The following is a 17,884-nucleotide window of genomic DNA, read 5'->3' on the forward strand; positions in this document are numbered from 1 at the left end:
GTCAGCCACCCACCAGCGGGACGAGCTTGAGGAACGTGACCTCGGTGCCGAGCACGAGGTCGATCTCCTCGTCGAGCTCGGTCACCTGACGGTCGCCGACCAGCACCAGGAAGCCGTTGCCCGCGAAGGCCTTGAGGGCGAGCTCGGTCTGGGTCTCGGGGTCTATGCGGCGGGGCGTGCGCAACGCGTAGCCGTTCAGCACGCGTTCGGTGTCCTCGGGCTGGACCAGGCCCTGGAAGACGGCGGGTGTGCGCGCGTTGTACTCGGCCACCTCCTGGAAGACCCGGCGGCGGATCAACTCGCCCACGGCGAGCCGCTCCTCGGCGATCTCCAGACCCCAGCCGTCACTGCGGCTCCCGCTCGTCGTCTCGTCGACGAACATCACGATTCCCATACCGAAGACAGTACGAGGCACCACTGACAACGGGTCCGGTCCGGAGCGGGTCACACGATGTTGCGGACCACCGTCCAGGCCACGGCCACCGCGAGCACGACCACCTGCGCCCGGGGGCTCAGCGTGGGACGCCAGCGACGGCCGCGCAGGCCCTCCCACGCCCAACGGCCCAGCAGGATCAGGGCGTACGGCGCGGCGAGCAGCAGAGCCCGGTTGTCCAGCCACGCTTCGGTGACGTGGCCGTGCATCAGGTCGTACACCATGCGGGTGCCGCCGCAGGCCGGACAGAGCAGGCCGGTGAGCATGCGGAACGGGCACTGCGGCAGGAGGTGGCCGGGGTCGTGCGGGTCGGTGCGGTAGAGGTACACGGCACCGGCGGCTCCCGCGGCGAGCACCGCCGAGGGTGCCGCCGCGGGGTGGCGGAGCGGGGAGCGCCGTACGGAGGCCGCGGCGCCCTCCGTCCTAGCTTCGGAGGATCCGGCCGTGTTCATCGGTGTGGTCGTTCCCGGTGAGCAGGAGGATGCCGTCGATCAGCGACCAGACGCCCAGGCCGCCGCAGGTGAAGAGCTGTGCGAGTCCCATCCCGACGTTGCCCAGGTAGAAGCGTCCTACGCCGAAGCCGCCGAGGGTGAGCTGGAGGATGCCCGCGATGACCTTCGACTTGTCGGAGTACGGCCGTCCGTACGGGTCGTAGCCGTAGGGGGCGTTGGGGTCTCCCGTGTACGTCCCCGGAGGCGGGGGGTAGTAGCCCGGCGGCGGATATCCGGGAGGCGGGTAGCCCGGCGGCGGGTAGCCCTGCTGCTGTTGGTATGCCTGCTGCTGTTGGCCTTGCCCGCTTTCCTGCTGGTCGTGACCGTGCTGTTCGTGACCCGGCTGCTCGCTCAAGGGGGACTGCTCCTGGGGACCGAAGCGGGAGGACCCGCGAAAAAAAGACAATGAGCCCGGTCATCATGCACGACGGACACCGCGTCGCAGAAGCCTGTTCCGTCACCCCCGGCTTAATCTGACGACATGTCAGATGACCAGTCGTACGAACTGCTCGGATTCGACAACGTGCTGCTGCCCGTCGGGGACCTCGGCGAGGCCGTCTCCTTCTACGAGCGCGCGGGCTTCACGGTGGGCTTCCGGCTCGACGAGGCCGGGATCGCACTGCTGAAGGTCGGCGGCGAGACGCCCGGGATCCTGCTCCGGCAGGAGGAGGCGCTCGGGCACCGGCCGCCGCCGTGGCCCGCCACGCGCGTGTGGCTGGAGGTGCCGGACGCAAGGACCGCCGCGCGGGAGCTGCGTGCAGCCGGCCTCGAACTGCTCGACGAGCCCTTCTCCGTAGCCACCGGCTGGACCGTCGAGGTCGCCGACCCCTGGGGGAACGTCCTCGGGTTCACCGACTACACCAAGCGTCCGGAGCTCGGCCGGCGAGCCTGAGGGATCACGGACACACACGTGACGCAGGCCTCCCCGCAAGCGAGTTGAACACGTTCAAAAACAGGTCTAGAGTCACTCCCGTCAGCGTTTTGAACGCGTTCAAGAAGGGGGAGGCACATGGACCGTACGGTCGTCGCCTACGTCATCTACCTCGTCGTCAGCATTGCCCTGACCGTCTGGGTGGCCCGCACGCTCAGCAGGAACGGGCGGATCTTCCTCGCCGACGTGCTGCGCGGGAACGAGAAGCTCGCCGAGGCCGTCAACCACCTCCTGGTGGTCGGCTTCTACCTCGTGAACCTCGGCTTCGTCGCGCTGTACCTCAGCGGCGACGGGACGATCGAGGACACGCGCGGCGTCTTCGAGGCCCTGTCGACCAAGCTGGGCGTGGTGCTGCTGGTCCTCGGAGTGATGCACCTGGCCAATGTGTACGTCCTCAACCGGATCCGCAGGCGGGGCGCCATGGAGCGGGAGCAGACGCCTCCGGTCGCGCCGCAGGACTGGGTCCGGGCATGACAGGCCCGACAGGTACCAAGGGCGGTGCGGGTGTCCCGGCGGACCGCACCCCGGTCCGCCGGCTCACCGTCCTGTACGACGCCGACTGCTCCCTGTGCGCCTTCCTGCGCGACTGGCTCGTACGCCAGCCGCAGCTGGTCCCGCTGGAGTTGGTGCCGGCCGGGTCGCAGGAGGCCCGGCTGAGGTTTCCCGGGCTCGATCACCGCGCCACGCTGGAGGAGATCACCGTCGTCGGCGACGCGGGACAGGTCTACCGCGACACCGCCGCCTGGATCGTGACCCTGTGGGCGCTGCCCGAGCACCGGCCGCTCGCTCACCGGCTCAGCACCCCGTCCGGGGCACGACTCGCGAGGGGCGCGGTGCTCGCCGCCGCGAAATGGCGGGGCGCGCAGTGGCAGGGCGGTCAGTGGGGCGGCCCCGCGTACCGCCGCTCGGAAGGCTGGGCGTACGACCCCGGACGGGGCTGGGTCCACACCCCACCGGGGTGCGGCAGCGGCGGCCGCGCCACTGGTTAGGCTCTCTTTCCGTGCCTGCGAACAACGACGGCCCCGACGAGGGCAGTACCCCGAGCAAGTCCGAACAGACGAGCAAGTCCGAGCAGACGCGCGCGCTGATCCTGGAGACGGCGATGCGGCTGTTCCAGGAGCGGGGGTACGACAAGACGACCATGCGGGCCATCGCCCAGGAGGCCGGGGTCTCCGTCGGCAACGCGTACTACTACTTCGCGGGCAAGGAGCACCTGATCCAGGGCTTCTACGACCGGATCGCCGCCGAGCACCAGGCGGCGGTCCGGGAGGTCCTGGCCCGGGAGAGCGACCTGGAGGCGCGGCTCGCGGGCGTACTGAAGGTCTGGCTGGACATCGCGCAGCCGTATCACGAGTTCGCGGTGCAGTTCTTCAAGAACGCCGCCGATCCCGACAGCCCGCTCAGTCCGTTCTCACCCGAGTCGGAGCACGCGCGCGTGGAGGCGATCGCCGTACACCGCGAGGTGCTGCGGGGCGCGACGAGGACGAAGGTGCCCGAGGAACTCCGCGACATCCTCCCCGAGTTGATGTGGCTGTCCCAGATGGGGCTCGTCCTGTACTGGATCTTCGACCGCACGGAGGGCCGCGAGCGGAGCTACCGGCTCGCCGAGCGCGGCGCCAGGCTCACCGCGAGGGGCGTGTCACTGGCCCGGTTCCGGGTGCTCAGGCCGCTCGTACGAGAGGTGCACGAACTGTTCACGGACTTCCTGCCGGGGATGACGAAGGTGATGCCGGACCCCGGCAGGAAGGCCTAGTCACTCAGTTGACGGCGTCGACCTCGCCCTCGACCAGTTCGACGTCGTACACCAGTGGCCCCTCCCCCACGACGACGTGCCGCGCGCGCGAGCCGTACGCCGGGGCCGTGGTCGCCAGCAGGTACGTCCCGGGTGCGGGGACCGCGACGATGTACGAGCCGTCGGCCAGCGACTCCACCCGGTCCAGCTGACGGCCCCCGGCCGACAGCAGCGAGACGGCCGCGCCCTCCACGGGCTCCCCTTCCGCCGTACGGACGAAGCCGTGGACGGCCGATGCCGGGCCGGCGCCCGAGGGAGCCGCCGTCGCCGGAGCCGCCTCCTCCTTCGGCTCCACCGCGAGGTGCGGCAGCCGCTTCTCCAGCCACTGCGGCAGCCACCAGTTGGCGTCGCCGAGCAGATGCATCGCGGCCGGCACCAGGGCCGTGCGCAGGATGAAGGCGTCCAGGGCGACCGCGGCGGCGAGTCCCACACCCGCCATGGCGGCCCCGTAGTCGCCGCTGAGCACGAACGCCAGGAACACGCAGACCATGATCAGGGCGGCGGAGTTGATGACGCGGCTGGTCTCGGCGAGGCCCACGCGCACCGCGCGCGCGTTGTCCCTCGTGTGCACCCACTCCTCGTGCATCCGGCTGACCAGGAACACCTGGTAGTCCATGGAGAGGCCGAACAGGAGCGACAGCATGATGATCGGGAGGAAGGCCGCGATGGGGCCTTCCTTGCCGAGGCCGAGGAGGTCGAGGCCCCAGCCCCACTGGAAGATCGCGACCAGGACGCCGAAGGAGGCGGCGGCCGCGATCAGGTTCATCAGGGCGGCCGTGAGCGGGACCACCACCGAGCGGAAGGCGATCAGGAGCAGCAGGAAGCCCAGCCCGATGATCGTGGCGATGAAGTACGGCAGCCGGTCGGCCGTCACCGACGCGAAGTCCTTGGAGACCGCCGTGACGCCGCCCACGTGCGCCTCGACGCCCGCGCCCGGGATCACCTCGTCCCGCAGGGTGTCGATGAGTTCGTCCGTCTCCTTGGCCTGCGGTGAGGTGGTCGGGACGACCTGGATGACCGTGACGCCGTTGGCAGGGGGCGCGGAGCCCGCCTGGGCCACGCCCTCCGTCTGCCGGATCGTCGTCACCAGGGACTCGCCCGCGTCGCCCTTCACGACGACCTGGAGCGGTCCGTTGAAGCCGGGGCCGAAGCCCTCGGCGAGCAGGTCGTACGCCTTCCTGGTCGTCGACGAGGCCTCGTCGTTGCCCTGGTCGACGGTGCCCAGGCGCAGGGACAGGAGCGGGAGGGCGAGCACCGCCATCACGGCGACCGCGAGGACGGCCACCGTGCGCGGGCGGCGTTCCACGGTCGCGGACCAGCGGGCGGCGAGGCCGCTCGGACGGTCCGTGTCGGGTCCCTTCGCGGCCAGCTTGCGCCGCTGCCGGCGGCTGAGCACCCGGTGGCCCAGGAGGCCGAGCAGTGCGGGCAGCAGGGTCACGGCCGCGAGGACGCTCAGGACGACGGTCAGTGAGGTGCCGATGACCACGCCGTCCAGGAAGCGCAGGTTGGTCACCAGCATGCCGGCGAGCGCGATGCACACGGTGCCGCCCGCGAACAGCACGGCACGCCCCGAGGTGTTGAGGGCGGTGACCGCCGCCTCCTCCGGATCCAGGCCGCGTTGGATGCCCTTGCGGTGCCGGGTGACGATGAACAGGGCGTAGTCGATGCCGACGCCCAGGCCGATCAGCGTGGAGAGCAGCGAGGCGAGTTCGGGCACGTTGGTGACATGGCTGATCAGTGTCGTGGAGAACACGCCGGTGCCCACGCCGAACAGGGCGACCAGGATCGGCAGCAGCATCGCGAAGAGCGAGCCGAAGGCCAGGAACAGCACGACGGCCGCCGCGAGGATGCCGACGATCTCGGCGGTGCCGGTGGGCGGTTCCTGGACGCGTGTGATGGCCTGGCCGCCCAGTTCGACCTGGAGGCCGTCACCGCGCGCGTGCTCCGCCGCATCGACGACGTCCTGGACCAGGTCCTTCGGTACCGCGTTCGCCTGCTCGGCGAAGGTGACCTGGGCGTAGGCGATCCGCCCGTCCTTGCTGACCTGCGCCGCGCCCTGTGCCCCGTACGGGTCGGTGACCTCGCCGACGCCCTTCATCGCGCCGATCTCCTTCAGCGCGGGCTCGATCCGGGACCGTACGGACTGGTCCCGTACCGATCCCTCCTCGACCTTCCACACCACGGTGTCGGTGTCGCCCGCGCGCTCCGGGAAGGCCTTCGCCATCAGGTCGTACGCCGTCTTGGAGTCCGTGTTGGGCAACGAGAAGACGTCCGCGTAGTTCGTGCCCGCGGACGTGCCCGCCGCGCCCAGCCCGAACAACGCCCCCACCCACAGCAACAGGACCACCAGCCGGTGCCGATAGCACCAGCGTGCCAATACCGCCACGCTCCACACTCCCCTGTCGGTCGTCGGTCGGTCCCCCAGGTCCTCGCAACAGGATTGGCGGTGGCACACGCGCGTGGACATCGGACGCCCATGACTCTCAAGGAACTCCAAAGAGCGAACCGGCCCGACTGTCAGTGGCCCGGCCGATACTGGGGTCATGACTGGGGGAGAGACGAAGAGTCCGGGCACCGTGCTGGTGGTGGAGGACGAGGAGAGCATCGCCGACGTGCTCGCCATCGCCCTGCGCTACCACCGGTTCGAGGTGATGGTCGCGGGCTCCGTCCGTGAGGCGCTCGCGCTCACCGACCGCACCCGCCCGGACGCGGCCCTGCTCGACGTGATGCTGCCCGACGGCGACGGCCGCGCCCTCGGCCGTGAACTGCGCGAGCGGCGGCCCGATCTGGCCCTGGTCTTCCTCACCGCGCGGGACTCCCCCGCCGAGATCGTCGGCGCGCTCGGCTTCGGCGACGACTACATCACCAAGCCGTTCAACATCGACGAGGTCGTCGCCAGGATCACCGCGGTCCTGCGCCGCACCCGCCCGGCCGACGTCCTGCCGCAGCGCCCGCCCCTGCGCTACGGCGACCTGGAGCTGGACGAGACGACGTACTCCGTGCACCGTGACGGCCGCACGGTCCAGCTCACCCCCACCGAGTACGCACTCCTGCGCTTCCTGGTGCGCAACGGCGGCCGGATCGTGCCCAAGGAGCAACTCCTGCGCCATGTCTGGCAGTACGAGCACACCCCGCCCGAGTCGACCGTCGTCGAGACCTACATCAGCTATCTGCGACGCAAGCTGGACGCCCTGGGACCGCCGGTGATCACCACCCGGCGGGGTGTCGGGTACGGACTCGCATGAAGGTCCGCCTGCCTCGTTCCCGACACGGCATCCACTCGCTGCGCGGCAAGCTGACGCTCGCCAACGTGGCGCTGCTCGCGATCGGCATCGTCGCGGCGACCGCCGTGAGCGTGATGGGCATGCGGTACTACCTGCTCGACCAGATCGACAGCGAACTCCTCAAGACCCGGGACTCCCTGGGCGGTTCGCAGATCACCCTGCGGGAGATCGATTCGCTGAGCATGCTGGGCTTCGTGCGCGACCGGCTCATGCCGGCACAGCAGGAGTCGAGCGACGAGCGCTCGACGGAGACCGTCTTCGCGGTCGTCGACCGCAGGGGCGAGCCGATCAGCATCCTCGGCTTCGATCCGACCGAGGCCCAGCAGAGCCTGGCGGAGGCGGCCGGAGAGCCGCGCACGCTCGCCGCCGACTCCGAGCCGCACGACGTCACCCTGGACGGCTCCACCTACCGCGCCACGGCGGCCCGGCTCGGCGACGGCTCCTACGCCCTGCTCGCCGCGCCCACCGACGTCCTGCACCAGGGTGTCGCCAAGGCCGTCCGGCTCGACCTCGCGATCGGCACTCTGCTGCTCGCGCTGCTGGCCTGTCTGACGATGTTCAGCGTCCGGCGCCGGATGCGGCCGCTGGAGGACATGGTGGAGACCTCCTCGGCGATCGCCGAGGGCGATCTGACTCGGCGCGTCCCCTCCAGCTGCGAGGCCACCCTGGAGGTCGAGCAGCTGCGGGTCGCCCTCAACTCCATGCTCCACCAGGTGGAGTCGGCGTACCGCACGCGCGAGCAGAGCGCGGCCCAGCTGCGCAGCTTCGTCGCCGACGCCTCGCACGAGCTGCGCACCCCGCTGTCCGCCATACGCGGCTACCTCCAGCTGTACGACAAGGGCATGCTGTCCGACCCGGACGACCGCAAGCGCGCCTGGGCCCGGGTGCTCGCGGAGACCGACCGGATGGGGCGGCTCGTCGACGAGCTGCTCACCCTCGCCCGCCTCGACCAGCAGCCCGAACTGCGGTTCAGGAACGTCGACCTGAGCCGGCTGGTGCGGGACGCGGCCGAGGATCTGCGGGTGCAGCAGCCCGGCCGGCCCGTCGAGGTCGCCGCCGAAGGCTCGCTGCTGGTGCGGGCCGACGAGTCGGGGCTCAGACAGGTCCTGGGCAACCTGGTGGCCAACGTGCGCACGCACACGCCCGCGGAGGTGCCGGTGCGGCTGGGGGTGGAGCGCGAGGACGGGGTCGTACGGCTGTGTGTCGCGGACGAGGGTCCGGGCCTGCACGCGGACGACGCGGCACGCGTCTTCGACCGGTTCTTCCGGGTCGGCGGCGGCGCGGGCAGCGGCCTCGGTCTGGCGATCGTGCAGGGCGTCGTGCGGGCCCACGGCGGCGAGGTGACGGTCCGCACGGCCCCGGGCGAGGGACTGGCGGTGACGGTCACCCTGCCGGCGCGGGTGTCCGAGGGTCAGTGATCCCACGCGTACGTCCGCTCAGCCGGCCGTCACCAGGGCCCATACGGTCTTGCCGTGCCGCCCCCGGCTCCACACCCCCCAGGCGGCGGCGAGGCTCTCCACCAGATGCAGACCGCGGCCGGTCTCCTCCCACGCGCCGACCACCCGCAGCCGGGGTTCCAGCCGGCCCTCGTCGGAGACCTCTATCAGGCAGGAGCCGTCCGCGAGGGCCGTCACCGCGACCTCGAACTCCCGCTCCAGGAGCGGCCCGTGACGCACCACGTTGGTGGCCAGCTCCGAGACCAGCAGCACCGCGTCGGACAGCGCCGGATCGTCCGGTCCGTGGCCCCAGTCGGCCAGATGGTCCCGCACCCGCCGCCGGGCGAGACCGACGGAAGCCGGATGCCGGGGCAGCCGGAAGGAGTTGCGTCTCAACACGTTTGCTCCTCACCCCGCGCGCACCTCCGTCACATGGTGCTGCGTTGAGTGGCTGCCCGGCGTCACTCGGGCGAATGTCCATTCCACGGGAATGCGTCAGATACGGCGCGATGGCGGGACCAGATCCAGGACGACGGGATCAGATCCAGCTGAGGCGCCAGAGGCGGAAGACTCCGGTGCCGTCCGAGAGGTACTGGCCGCCACCGACGTCCTCGCTGGTCACGACGTAGTCCTTGGCCTGCCAGAGCGGGATGACCGGGACATCGCGGGCGATGTCCGCCTGGAGGTCGCGGAAGTCCTGCCCTGCCTCGCTGCGCTCGGCGTACCGCTGACTGTCCTGAATCAGATGGTCGACCTCATGGCTGCTGTAGCCGGTGTTCATGGTGCCGTCGGTGCCGACGAGCGGGGAGCCGTAGGTGTCCGGGTCGGGGTAGTCGGCCACCCAGCCCACCGCGTAGGCGTCCAGCTTCCCGGTCGCCCAGCGCTTTTGGAAGTCGGTCCACTTGTAGCCCTTGAGCGTCACCTTGAACAGGCCGCTCGCCTCCAGCTGCTTCTTGAGCTCCTTGGCCTCCGCGGCGGCGGAACCGCTGGTGAGGCCGTAGCCGTAGGTGAAGCTGACCGGTGTGTTGACGCCGGCCTCGGTGAGCAGGGCGCGGGCCTTCTTGACGCTCGGCTCCGAGTAGGTGTCGAAGAACGACGTGGTGTGGCCGGTGATGCCGGTCGGGATCAGCGAGTAGAGCGGGTCGACGGTCCCCTCGTACACCGAGGCGGCCAGCTGCTCGCGGTTGATCAGCCAGGCCATGGCCTGACGCACCTTGGTGTCGTGCAGGGGCCTGCCCGCACGGGTGTTGAGGTACAGGTTGCGGATCTCGGAGCTGTCGGCCTCCGAGACGCGCTGGCCGGGGTCGCTCGGGTTCAGTCCGGCGAGGACATCGGGCGGCAGCTGGCGGTAGGCGACGTCGATCCGCTTCGCCTTCCAGGCGCTGTTCAGCTTGTCCGAGTCGCCGTAGTAGTCGAGTTCGACGGGGCGGCCGGTGCTGTCGATCTCGCCCTTGTAGTCGCCGTTGGGCGCGAGGACCGCCTTCTTGCCCTTCGTATACGCCTTCAGTTCGTACGGCCCGGTGCCGTCGACGCCGTTGTCGGTGCGCAGCGAGTTGGCGGGGTACTTGCTGCTGTCGACGATGGCGCCGGCTCCCGTGGCCACCTTGAACGGGAAGGTGGCGTCGGGCGAGGACAGCCGGAAGGTGACCGTCCGGCCACTGGCACCGACCGACTGCAGGGTGCTCAGCAGCGAGGCCGGGCCGACATCGGAGTTGATCTTCTTGACCCGGTCGAAGGAGTACTTGACGTCCTTGGCGGTCATCTCGCGGCCGCTCGGGAAGGTGAGACCCTCGCGCAGCACGCAGCGGTACGTGCGCAGATCACTGCCCTCGAACCCACAGCTCTCGGCCGCGTCGGGCACGGGTGTGGCACTGCCCGGCTCGAAGGCCAGCAGTGACTGGAAAACGTTGTTGAACAGCGCCCAGGAACCGGCGTCGTAGGCGCCGGCCGGATCGAGTGAGGTGACTTCGTCCGTCGTCCCCACCTTGATCGTCCTACCCGTCCCCTCGGACGGGAGCAACTGCCAGCCGCCTACTCCCACGACCCCCAGAACAAGCAGCGTCGCGAGAATCCGCACGCGAACCGACCGCATCGGTTTGCCCTCCCCGGACCCCATGGGTCCCAGTGCACATGCCACCCCCTAGTGGCGCGGATCACCTAATCACAGGTGTTTCACCTGGGGGAAGAGGGATTTGTCGAGTTGGGCAAGACGTTACCGCAAGGAGTTTCGGCCATGTTTCACAGCGTTCCCACAGGGGCTCCGGCCGACGATCAACGGACGATCACGTAGACGACCGCCCCGGCGCACACCATGACCGACGCGATGGCCCGCGCCATGATCGCCCGGTCCACGATCCGCCGCAGCCACGGGACCGGAACACCTCTCAGCAGCCAGGTGACCGGCAGGGAGAGCGCGGACACGCAGGCGAGGAGGAAGAACTGCCGCGCGGGCGGGTAGTCGGAATCCCAGGGGTCGTGAGCCGCGTTCTCCAGATACAGCAATCCCGCGACGGCGTACCAGAACAGCGCGCAGCCACCGGTGAGCAGGGTCTCGTACAGGGCGAACAGAACCGGCCGGTTGCGTGCGAGGCGCTGGAGGGACGTGTCGGACATCATGCGCGAGCCCCCCGGTCGGCCCCGGGAGGGCCGTCGTGGTCAAAGTACGCCGACTACCGCACCGGGCACAGCAGTACGACGGGCCGGGCACAGCCGTACGACGGGCCGGGTGGCCGTTCAGGCCTGCTTCGACGCCAGTTCGATCACCGTGATGTCCGACGGGGCGCCCACGCGCGTGGGCGGGCCCCAGGCGCCCGCGCCACGGCTGACGTAGAGCTGTGTGTCGCCGTAGCGCTCCAGGCCGGCGACGGTCGGGTTCGCGGCCTCCGCGAGGAGGTTGCCGGGCCAGAGCTGGCCGCCGTGCGTGTGGCCGGAGAGCTGGAGGTCGACGCCGTGGTCGACGGCGTCGTGGATCTGGACCGGCTGGTGGGCGAGGAGCACGCACGCGCGTGCCGTGTCCCGGTCGCCGAGGGCCTTGGCGAAGTCGGGGCCCCGGCCCTCGCTCTCGCCCGCGATGTCGTTGACACCGGCGAGGTCGAACCACGCCAGTTCCGTACGGTCGTTCTCCAGCGGGCGCAGACCGAGCCGCCGTACCTCCTCGACCCACTGCTCGGCACCGGAGAAGTACTCGTGGTTGCCGGTGACGAAGAACGAGCCGTGTCGGGCCTCGAGCTGGGCGAGGGGGGCTGCCGCCGGGCCGAGGTCCTTCACGCTGCCGTCGACCAGGTCGCCGACGACCGCGATCAGGTCGGGCCGGGTGGAGTTGATGGTGTCGACGACCTTCTGGGCGAACCCACGGCCGAGCACCGGGCTCAGGTGGATGTCGCTGACCACCGCGATCCGGTAGCCGTGCGCCGCGCGCGGGAGCTTCGCCAGCGGCACGGTGACCCGCTTGACCCTGGGCCCGCGCAGGACGCCGTACGTGCCGTAGCCGACGGTTCCCACGGCGGCCGCGGCGGCGGCTCCGGCGACGACGCGGGAGACGAAGAGGCGCCGGGAGGGGGCGGCGACGAGGGTGGAGCCGCCGGGTTCCGACGGCTCCTCTGCCGCCGGTCCGCCCTTCCCGGGTTCCCGGGGCGGGCTCCCGTCCTCCTGCGGCTTCTCGGCAGGTGCTCCCGCCGGTACCCGCTCCGGGTGCGGTACGGCGGCCACGGCGGGCTCACCGCGCCTGTCCCAGCGTTCGAGGAGACGTCGCAGCAGGGGTCGTACGACCTCTCCCGCCAGGACCGCCAGCAGCAGGTAGATCGACAGCGCCAGCCACAGGAAGCCGGGCCACGCGAGCACCCGCTGGAGCCAGAAGGGGGCGCCGGTGCGCTCCGCGACCAGGGCACCGACCGCCAGCGCCCAGCCGCCGCCGATGAGCACCGCGCCCACGCGGCGGACCCGGCCGGGGCCGCCGGTGGTGTCGCGGAACAGGCGGCGCCACAGGTACCAGTTGGCCGTCACGAGGACGGCCAGGGCGAGCAGTGCGAAGACGATGACCACGGTCTGCTAACTCTCGAGGGTCGGCTGTGAGTTCCGGCGCAGTGCGCGCAGTCCACGCAACCCGATGAGCCCGACGACCGTCCCCAATACGAAGGAGACGACGGCCAGCAGCAGGTGCACCCAGAAGTACCCCGTCGGGTCGCCCGCGTCGTCGAACGCGAGCCCGCTGGCGTCCTTGACGAGGTTCTTGACGAAAGTGATCCAGATGATCCAGCTCCACACCCCGAAGGCGAGCAGGAACCAGGAGACGGGGCGGCTGAGCTTCATGGGTCCAGTATCGCGGGCCGTTGGCCGGTTCGGCGGCCGGGGTGGGGAGGGCTGTGGGACTTCACCCTCCGCGCCATGTACGTTCCTGAACGTGTCCGCACCACAGAAGAAGACCGCCGGGCGATCCCTGCTGGTCACCTCCGCCGCCGCCCTGTCGTCCCTCGCGCTGACCGCGCCCGTCGCCCTCGCGGCTCCCAGCCCGTCACCGAGCGCGTCGCCAAGCGCATCCCCGAGCGCCACTCCCCCGGCGAACATGTCGACCGTGGGCGGCTCGCGGCTCGGCCAGGCGGGCACGCAGGTCAATCTCGCGAGCGGGGTCCCGGTCCTGCCCAAGGACATCACCGCGCGCTCCTGGATCGTGACGGACGCCGAGTCCGGGGATGTGCTCGCCGCACACAACGCGCACTGGCGACTGCCCCCGGCGAGCACCATGAAGATGCTCTTCGCGGACACCGTGCTGCCGAAGTTCGCCAAGACCGAGAAGCACAAGGTCGTCCCCTCCGACCTCGCGGGCATGGGCGCCGGCTCCAGCCTGGTCGGGATAAAGGAGGGCGAGACGTACACGGTCCACGATCTGTGGCTCGGCGTCTTCCTTCGCTCCGGCAACGACGCCGTGCATGTCCTGTCCGCGATGAACAAGGGCGTCGCCAAGACCGTCACGGAGATGAACGAGCACGCCGAGGAGCTCCAGGCCCTCGACACGCATGTCGTCAGCCCCGACGGCTACGACGCCCCCGGCCAGGTCTCCTCGGCCTACGACCTGACCCTGTTCGCCCGCTCCGGCCTGCAGAAGAAGGACTTCCGCGAGTACTGCTCGACGGTCACCGCGAAGTTCCCCGGCGAGACGAAGAAGGACAAGAAGGGCAAGACCGTCCGCAAGCCCTTCGAGATCCAGAACACCAACCGACTGCTGAGCGGCGACTACGACATCTCGCAGTACCAGGGCATTGCAGGTGTGAAGAACGGCAACACCACCAACGCGGGCGCCACCTTCACCGGTGTCGCCGAGCGCAATGGCAGGGTGCTGCTCGTCACCGTCATGCACCCGTCCAAGGAAGAGCACAACGAGGTCTACAAGGAGACCGCGAAGCTCTTCGACTGGGGCTTCAAGGCGGCCGGCAAGGTGCAGCCGGTGGGTGAGCTGGTGCCGCCGAAGGGCGCCGCGCAGTCCAGCGCCCAGCCGGGGGACGCCGGCGAGGCCGGGGGTTCCGGGGATTCCGCGGGCTCAGGGGCCTCGGCGAAGCACGTCGCGTCCGCCACGGCCGACGGCGGCTCCCGCGGAATGGGCACCGCCATCGCGATCACCGGCGGCCTCCTTGTGCTGCTCGCGGGCGCCGCGTTCCTCGTCAACCGCCGCTGGCCGCTGCCGGATCTGGTGCGTCGTCGCTCTTCTCGTCCGTGAGCTCCTGCTCCTTGCTCCCCGTCGCCGTCCACGCGGCGCAGAACAGCACCAGTTTCGCCGTGAAGTTGATCCACAGCAGCAGGGCGACGGGGACGCCGAACGCGCCGTACATGCTCTTCGTCGCCACGCCCTGCATATAGCCGCTCAGCAGCAGCTTCAGCAGTTCGAAGCCGATCGCGCCGGTCAGCGCGGCGACGAACAATCGACGGCGCGCCGGCTCGACCCCGGGCAGCAGGGTCAGGACGTACAGCAGGAGCAGGAAGTCGGCGAGTACGGCGATGACGAACGCGGCGACGCGCAGCAGGACCCGGCCGGCGCTGCCCTCCTGGAGGCCCAGTTCTCCGGCGATCCAGTCGACCAGCGCGGAGGCGACGGTGGAGATGGCGAGCGTGACCAGGACCGCGCCGCCGAACCCGACCAGGATTCCCAGGTCCTTGCCCTTGCGCAGGATCGCGTTCTCGTCCTCGTCGGGCAGCTCCCACACCGCGCGCAGACACTCGCGCATCGAGCCGGCCCAGCCGATGCCGGTGAACAGCAGGGCGGCGGCGGCGATGAGACCGACGGTGCCGGCGTTCTGGACCAGGTCGCCGATGTTCAGCTGATCGGAGATGCCGGGCACCTGATCGGCGATCTTGTCCTGGAGGTCGTTCTGCTGCTCCGTGCTGAGCGTGGCGGCGGCGATCGCTGCGGCCACGGTGAGCAGCGGGAACAGCGCGACGAAGCTGGTGAACGTCATCGCCGCGGCCAGCCGGGTCCACTTCACCCGGTCCAACCGTTCGTACGACCGCCACGCGTGCGTGGCGGTCAGGCGCACCCAGAGCGGCCCGACGACGGGGAGTCTCTTCAGCCAGTCCATGATCGGATCTTGCCCTCCGCGTGGAAGACCGATGTGTGAGTACCCCGAAAACACGGGACGACGTCGGGTACCGTTGATCACCCATTTGGGGATAGGAGCGATGTTTACGATCGAATTGCCTCTATAGCGGCGATACGGTCACCGGCATGTCTGCCGACACCGTTCCCGTCACGGGATGGGGGCGCACCGCCCCCACCGCGGCCCGTCTGATCCGTCCACGGAGCTACGAGGAGGCCGTGGCCGCCGTCCGGGGCTGCGGGGCCCGTGGCGGCATCCCGAGGGGCCTGGGACGGGCGTACGGAGACGCGGCACAGAACGCCGGCGGCGAGGTGTTCGACATGACCGGCCTGAACCGCGTCCACGCGATCGACGCCGAAGGCGGCACCGTGCTGTGCGACGCGGGCGTCTCCCTGCACCGGCTGATGGAGGTGCTGCTGCCGCTCGGCTGGTTCGTGCCGGTGACGCCCGGCACCCGGTACGTCACCGTCGGCGGCGCGATCGGCACGGACATCCACGGCAGAAATCACCACGTGTCCGGCTCCTTCTCCCGCCATGTGCTGTCCTTCGAACTGCTCACCGCCGACGGCGAGATCCGTACCGTGCGCCGCGGCGCTCCCTTGTTCGACGCGACCACCGGCGGCATGGGTCTGACCGGGATGATCCTCACCGCGACGGTCCAGCTCCAGCCGGTCGAGACGTCCCTGATGTCGGTGGACACGGAACGCGCGCGGGACCTCGACGACCTGATGGCCCGTCTGACGGCGACCGACCACCAGTACCGCTACTCGGTCGCCCGGGTCGACCTGCTGGCCCGCGGGGCCGCGACGGGGCGGGCCGTTCTCACGCGGGGCGACCACGCGCCGCTGGAAGCGCTGCGGACACCGGGGCTGCTCGCCGGTGGCACGCGCGCGCGGAGACACCCGTTGGCCTTCGGGACCCCGCGCTTCCCGGCCCCGCCCCCCTTCCTCCCCGAGGGACTGCTCACCGGCACGACCGTGGGGCTGTTCAACGAGCTCTGGTACCGGAGGGCGCCCCGCGCGCGTACCGGCCGACTGCAGAGGATCTCCGCGTTCTTCCACCCCTTGGACGCTGTGCCCCACTGGAACCGGATCTACGGCCGCGGCGGCCTCGTGCAGTACCAGTTCGTCGTCCCACAGGGCCAGGAGGAGGCCCTGCGCCGGATCGTGCGGCGGGTCTCCGAGCAGCGGTGCCCGTCCTTTCCCGCCGTGCTCAAGCGGTTCGGGGACGCCGACCCCGGGTGGCTCTCCTTCCCGGTGCCCGGCTGGACCCTGGCCCTGGACATCCCGGCCGGTCTGCCCGGTCTCGGCGCCCTCCTCGACGAACTGGACGAGGAGGTGGCCATGGCCGGCGGACGGGTCTGCCTGGCCAAGGACTCCCGTCTGCGGCCGGAACTGCTCACCGCGATGTACCCGCGCCTCGACGACTTCCGTGCGCTGCGCGCGGAGCTGGACCCGCGCGGGGTGTTCACCTCGGACCTGTCCCGCCGTCTGACTCTCCAAGCCCTCTGAAGATCCCAGGCCCTCCAAGGAGCTGCTCGTGAAGGACGCCTTCGGCATTCCCCAGTCCCTGCTCATCCTTGGCGGTACGTCCGAGATCGCGCTGGCCACCGCCCGCCGTCTCGTCGTCCGCCGCACCCGCACGGTGTGGCTGGCGGGGCGCCCGTCCCCCGCCCTGGAGTCGGCCGCCACGCAATTGCGCTCTCTGGGGGCCGTGGTCCACACCGTCGCCTTCGACGCGCTGGACCCCGAGTCCCACGAGACGGTGCTCGGCAAGGTGTTCGCCGAGGGCGACATCGACATGGTGTTGCTCGCCTTCGGGATCCTCGGGGACCAGGCCTACGACGAGCGCGAGCCTGTCGCGGCGGTGCGGGTCGCGCAGACCAACTACACGGGTGCCGTCTCGGCCGGCCTGGTGTCCGCGCGCGCGTTGCAGGCCCAGGGGCACGGCTCGCTCGTCGTGCTCTCCTCCGTCGCTGGCGAGCGCGCCCGCCGCGCCGACTTCATCTACGGCTCCAGCAAGGCCGGCCTCGACGTCTTCGCCCAGGGGTTGGGCGACGCGCTGCACGGCACGGGCGTGCACGTCATGGTCGTACGCCCCGGGTTCGTGCGGTCGAGGATGACGGCCGGTCTGGAGGCGGCGCCCCTCGCGACCACCCCGGAGGCCGTCGCGACGGCGATCGAGCTGGGTCTGCGGCGCCGCTCGGAGACGGTGTGGGTGCCGGGAGCGCTGCGGGTCGTGATGGCGGTGGCGCGGCACCTGCCGCGGGCGGTGTTCCGGCTGCTGCCGCTGTGACCGTGGTTACAGCTGGCCTGTGGGCAGGGAGCCGCGGTCGACGTGGCCGGCCTGGGGCGGCACGGTCGAGCGACCGAAGGTGAACTCGCGCAGTTTGCGCCACACCCCGTCGGCGCCCTGCTCGTAGAGCGCGAATCCGGTGCACGGCCACTCTGCCTCGAACTCGGCGAGTTCCCCGAAGGCGCGGTCCATGGCCGCCTCGTCGATGCCGTGGGCCACGGTGACATGCGGGTGGTAGGGGAACTGCAGTTCCCTCGCGACCGGCCCGGAGGCGTCACGGACCTGCTTCTGGAGCCAGGTGCAGGCCTCGGCTCCCTGGGCGATCCGGACGTACACGACCGGTGACAGCGGCCGGAAGGTGCCGGTGCCGGACAGCTTCATCGGGAAGGGCCGGCCCGTCGCGGCGACCTCGGTGAGGTGCGCCTCGATGGCGGGCAGCGCGGTGTCCGCGACCTCTGTGGGCGGCAGCAGGGTGACATGGGTGGGGATCCCGTGAGCCGCGGCGTCGCCGAAGCCCGCGCGCCGCTCTTGGAGCAGGCTGCCGTGAGGCTCCGGGACCGCGATCGACACACCGATCGTTACGGTCCCCACGTCGTCTCCTGTTCGTCCCTGTCGTCCTGTCGGATTCGTTCCCAGCC

The 17,884-nt window shown here is 70.5% G+C and carries 20 protein-coding genes; 9 read left to right on the plus strand and 11 right to left on the minus strand.

Annotated elements, in window-relative coordinates:
- Position 1 precedes the first annotated feature (1 nt).
- The 3 genes from AQJ46_RS07280 to AQJ46_RS07290 are packed head-to-tail and all read right to left on the minus strand — an operon-like array spanning position 2 to position 1,279.
- Complete coding sequence (locus tag AQJ46_RS07280) at positions 2–394, minus strand: hypothetical protein (protein WP_059204791.1); 393 nt, start codon at positions 392–394, stop codon at positions 2–4.
- Between the two features lie 50 nt (positions 395–444).
- A complete protein-coding gene (locus tag AQJ46_RS07285) occupies positions 445–885 on the minus strand; it encodes a DUF2752 domain-containing protein (RefSeq protein ID WP_059204792.1) in 441 nt (146 codons plus the stop codon).
- Positions 857–1,279, minus strand: coding sequence for a TM2 domain-containing protein (locus AQJ46_RS07290; RefSeq protein WP_057607766.1), 423 nt, complete (start codon positions 1,277–1,279; stop codon positions 857–859). The genes AQJ46_RS07285 and AQJ46_RS07290 overlap by 29 nt, the downstream gene beginning before the upstream one ends.
- A 126-nt stretch (positions 1,280–1,405) precedes the next feature.
- Here AQJ46_RS07290 and AQJ46_RS07295 point away from each other — a divergent pair, with 126 nt between their 5' ends.
- The 4 genes from AQJ46_RS07295 to AQJ46_RS07310 all read left to right on the plus strand — a co-directional run bounded on the left by AQJ46_RS07295 (position 1,406) and on the right by AQJ46_RS07310 (position 3,608).
- Positions 1,406–1,816 (plus strand): VOC family protein, encoded by a 411-nt coding sequence (locus AQJ46_RS07295; protein ID WP_059204793.1) that lies wholly within the window; start codon positions 1,406–1,408, stop codon positions 1,814–1,816.
- Between the two features lie 117 nt (positions 1,817–1,933).
- Complete coding sequence (locus tag AQJ46_RS07300; RefSeq protein ID WP_057607768.1) at positions 1,934–2,329, plus strand: hypothetical protein; 396 nt, start codon at positions 1,934–1,936, stop codon at positions 2,327–2,329.
- Positions 2,326–2,844: a thiol-disulfide oxidoreductase DCC family protein gene (locus tag AQJ46_RS07305; RefSeq protein ID WP_059204794.1), complete on the plus strand. Its 519-nt coding sequence runs from the start codon at positions 2,326–2,328 to the stop codon at positions 2,842–2,844. The genes AQJ46_RS07300 and AQJ46_RS07305 overlap by 4 nt, the downstream gene beginning before the upstream one ends.
- A gap of 11 nt (positions 2,845–2,855) precedes the next feature.
- A complete protein-coding gene (locus AQJ46_RS07310; RefSeq protein WP_059204795.1) occupies positions 2,856–3,608 on the plus strand; it encodes a TetR family transcriptional regulator in 753 nt (250 codons plus the stop codon).
- 4 nt (positions 3,609–3,612) lie between these two features.
- On the opposite strand, the gene AQJ46_RS07315 is transcribed toward AQJ46_RS07310, so the two are convergent.
- Complete coding sequence (locus AQJ46_RS07315; protein WP_059204796.1) at positions 3,613–6,024, minus strand: MMPL family transporter; 2,412 nt, start codon at positions 6,022–6,024, stop codon at positions 3,613–3,615.
- A gap of 166 nt (positions 6,025–6,190) precedes the next feature.
- On the opposite strand from AQJ46_RS07315, the gene AQJ46_RS07320 reads away from it, so the two are divergent.
- Both AQJ46_RS07320 and AQJ46_RS07325 read left to right on the plus strand, forming a co-directional pair.
- Positions 6,191–6,892: a response regulator transcription factor gene (locus tag AQJ46_RS07320; protein WP_007384225.1), complete on the plus strand. Its 702-nt coding sequence runs from the start codon at positions 6,191–6,193 to the stop codon at positions 6,890–6,892.
- The gene (locus AQJ46_RS07325; protein WP_059204797.1) at positions 6,889–8,349 is read left to right on the plus strand and encodes a sensor histidine kinase; all 1,461 of its coding nucleotides are present in this window, start codon (positions 6,889–6,891) and stop codon (positions 8,347–8,349) included. Before AQJ46_RS07320 ends, AQJ46_RS07325 begins: the two co-directional genes overlap by 4 nt.
- An 18-nt stretch (positions 8,350–8,367) precedes the next feature.
- Here the strand turns inward: AQJ46_RS07325 and AQJ46_RS07330 are convergent, their stop codons facing one another.
- From AQJ46_RS07330 to AQJ46_RS57100, 5 genes are all read right to left on the minus strand, one after another.
- Positions 8,368–8,766 carry an ATP-binding protein gene (locus AQJ46_RS07330; RefSeq protein WP_057607773.1) on the minus strand — a complete coding sequence of 133 codons (399 nt, stop codon included), beginning with the start codon at positions 8,764–8,766 and terminating at the stop codon, positions 8,368–8,370.
- 139 nt (positions 8,767–8,905) lie between these two features.
- Positions 8,906–10,459: an ABC transporter substrate-binding protein gene (locus AQJ46_RS07335; RefSeq protein WP_059204798.1), complete on the minus strand. Its 1,554-nt coding sequence runs from the start codon at positions 10,457–10,459 to the stop codon at positions 8,906–8,908.
- A gap of 179 nt (positions 10,460–10,638) precedes the next feature.
- A complete protein-coding gene (locus tag AQJ46_RS07340; RefSeq protein ID WP_059204799.1) occupies positions 10,639–10,983 on the minus strand; it encodes a hypothetical protein in 345 nt (114 codons plus the stop codon).
- Positions 10,984–11,100: 117 nt separating this feature from the next.
- Complete coding sequence (locus tag AQJ46_RS07345) at positions 11,101–12,408, minus strand: metallophosphoesterase (RefSeq protein ID WP_059204800.1); 1,308 nt, start codon at positions 12,406–12,408, stop codon at positions 11,101–11,103.
- Positions 12,409–12,414: 6 nt separating this feature from the next.
- A complete protein-coding gene (locus tag AQJ46_RS57100; protein WP_057607776.1) occupies positions 12,415–12,675 on the minus strand; it encodes an SCO4848 family membrane protein in 261 nt (86 codons plus the stop codon).
- 91 nt (positions 12,676–12,766) lie between these two features.
- On the opposite strand from AQJ46_RS57100, the gene AQJ46_RS07355 reads away from it, so the two are divergent.
- Complete coding sequence (locus AQJ46_RS07355; protein ID WP_059204801.1) at positions 12,767–14,077, plus strand: D-alanyl-D-alanine carboxypeptidase family protein; 1,311 nt, start codon at positions 12,767–12,769, stop codon at positions 14,075–14,077.
- Here the strand turns inward: AQJ46_RS07355 and AQJ46_RS07360 are convergent.
- Complete coding sequence (locus AQJ46_RS07360; protein WP_057607778.1) at positions 14,022–14,933, minus strand: YihY/virulence factor BrkB family protein; 912 nt, start codon at positions 14,931–14,933, stop codon at positions 14,022–14,024. The two genes, AQJ46_RS07355 and AQJ46_RS07360, sit on opposite strands and share 56 nt — an antisense overlap.
- 146 nt (positions 14,934–15,079) lie before the next feature.
- Between AQJ46_RS07360 and AQJ46_RS07365 the strand changes: the two genes are divergently transcribed.
- Positions 15,080–16,462: an FAD-binding oxidoreductase gene (locus AQJ46_RS07365; RefSeq protein WP_059204802.1), complete on the plus strand. Its 1,383-nt coding sequence runs from the start codon at positions 15,080–15,082 to the stop codon at positions 16,460–16,462.
- Between the two features lie 28 nt (positions 16,463–16,490).
- The gene (locus AQJ46_RS07370; RefSeq protein ID WP_059204803.1) at positions 16,491–17,246 is read left to right on the plus strand and encodes a decaprenylphospho-beta-D-erythro-pentofuranosid-2-ulose 2-reductase; all 756 of its coding nucleotides are present in this window, start codon (positions 16,491–16,493) and stop codon (positions 17,244–17,246) included.
- Positions 17,247–17,252: 6 nt separating this feature from the next.
- Here AQJ46_RS07370 and AQJ46_RS07375 read toward each other — a convergent pair whose 3' ends face one another.
- Entirely contained in the window at positions 17,253–17,837 is a 585-nt protein-coding gene (locus tag AQJ46_RS07375) for a 2'-5' RNA ligase family protein (RefSeq protein ID WP_059204804.1), read from the minus strand.
- Positions 17,838–17,884 lie beyond the last annotated feature (47 nt).

The organism is Streptomyces canus (assembly GCF_001514145.1).
Lineage (GTDB): Bacteria > Actinomycetota > Actinomycetes > Streptomycetales > Streptomycetaceae > Streptomyces > Streptomyces canus.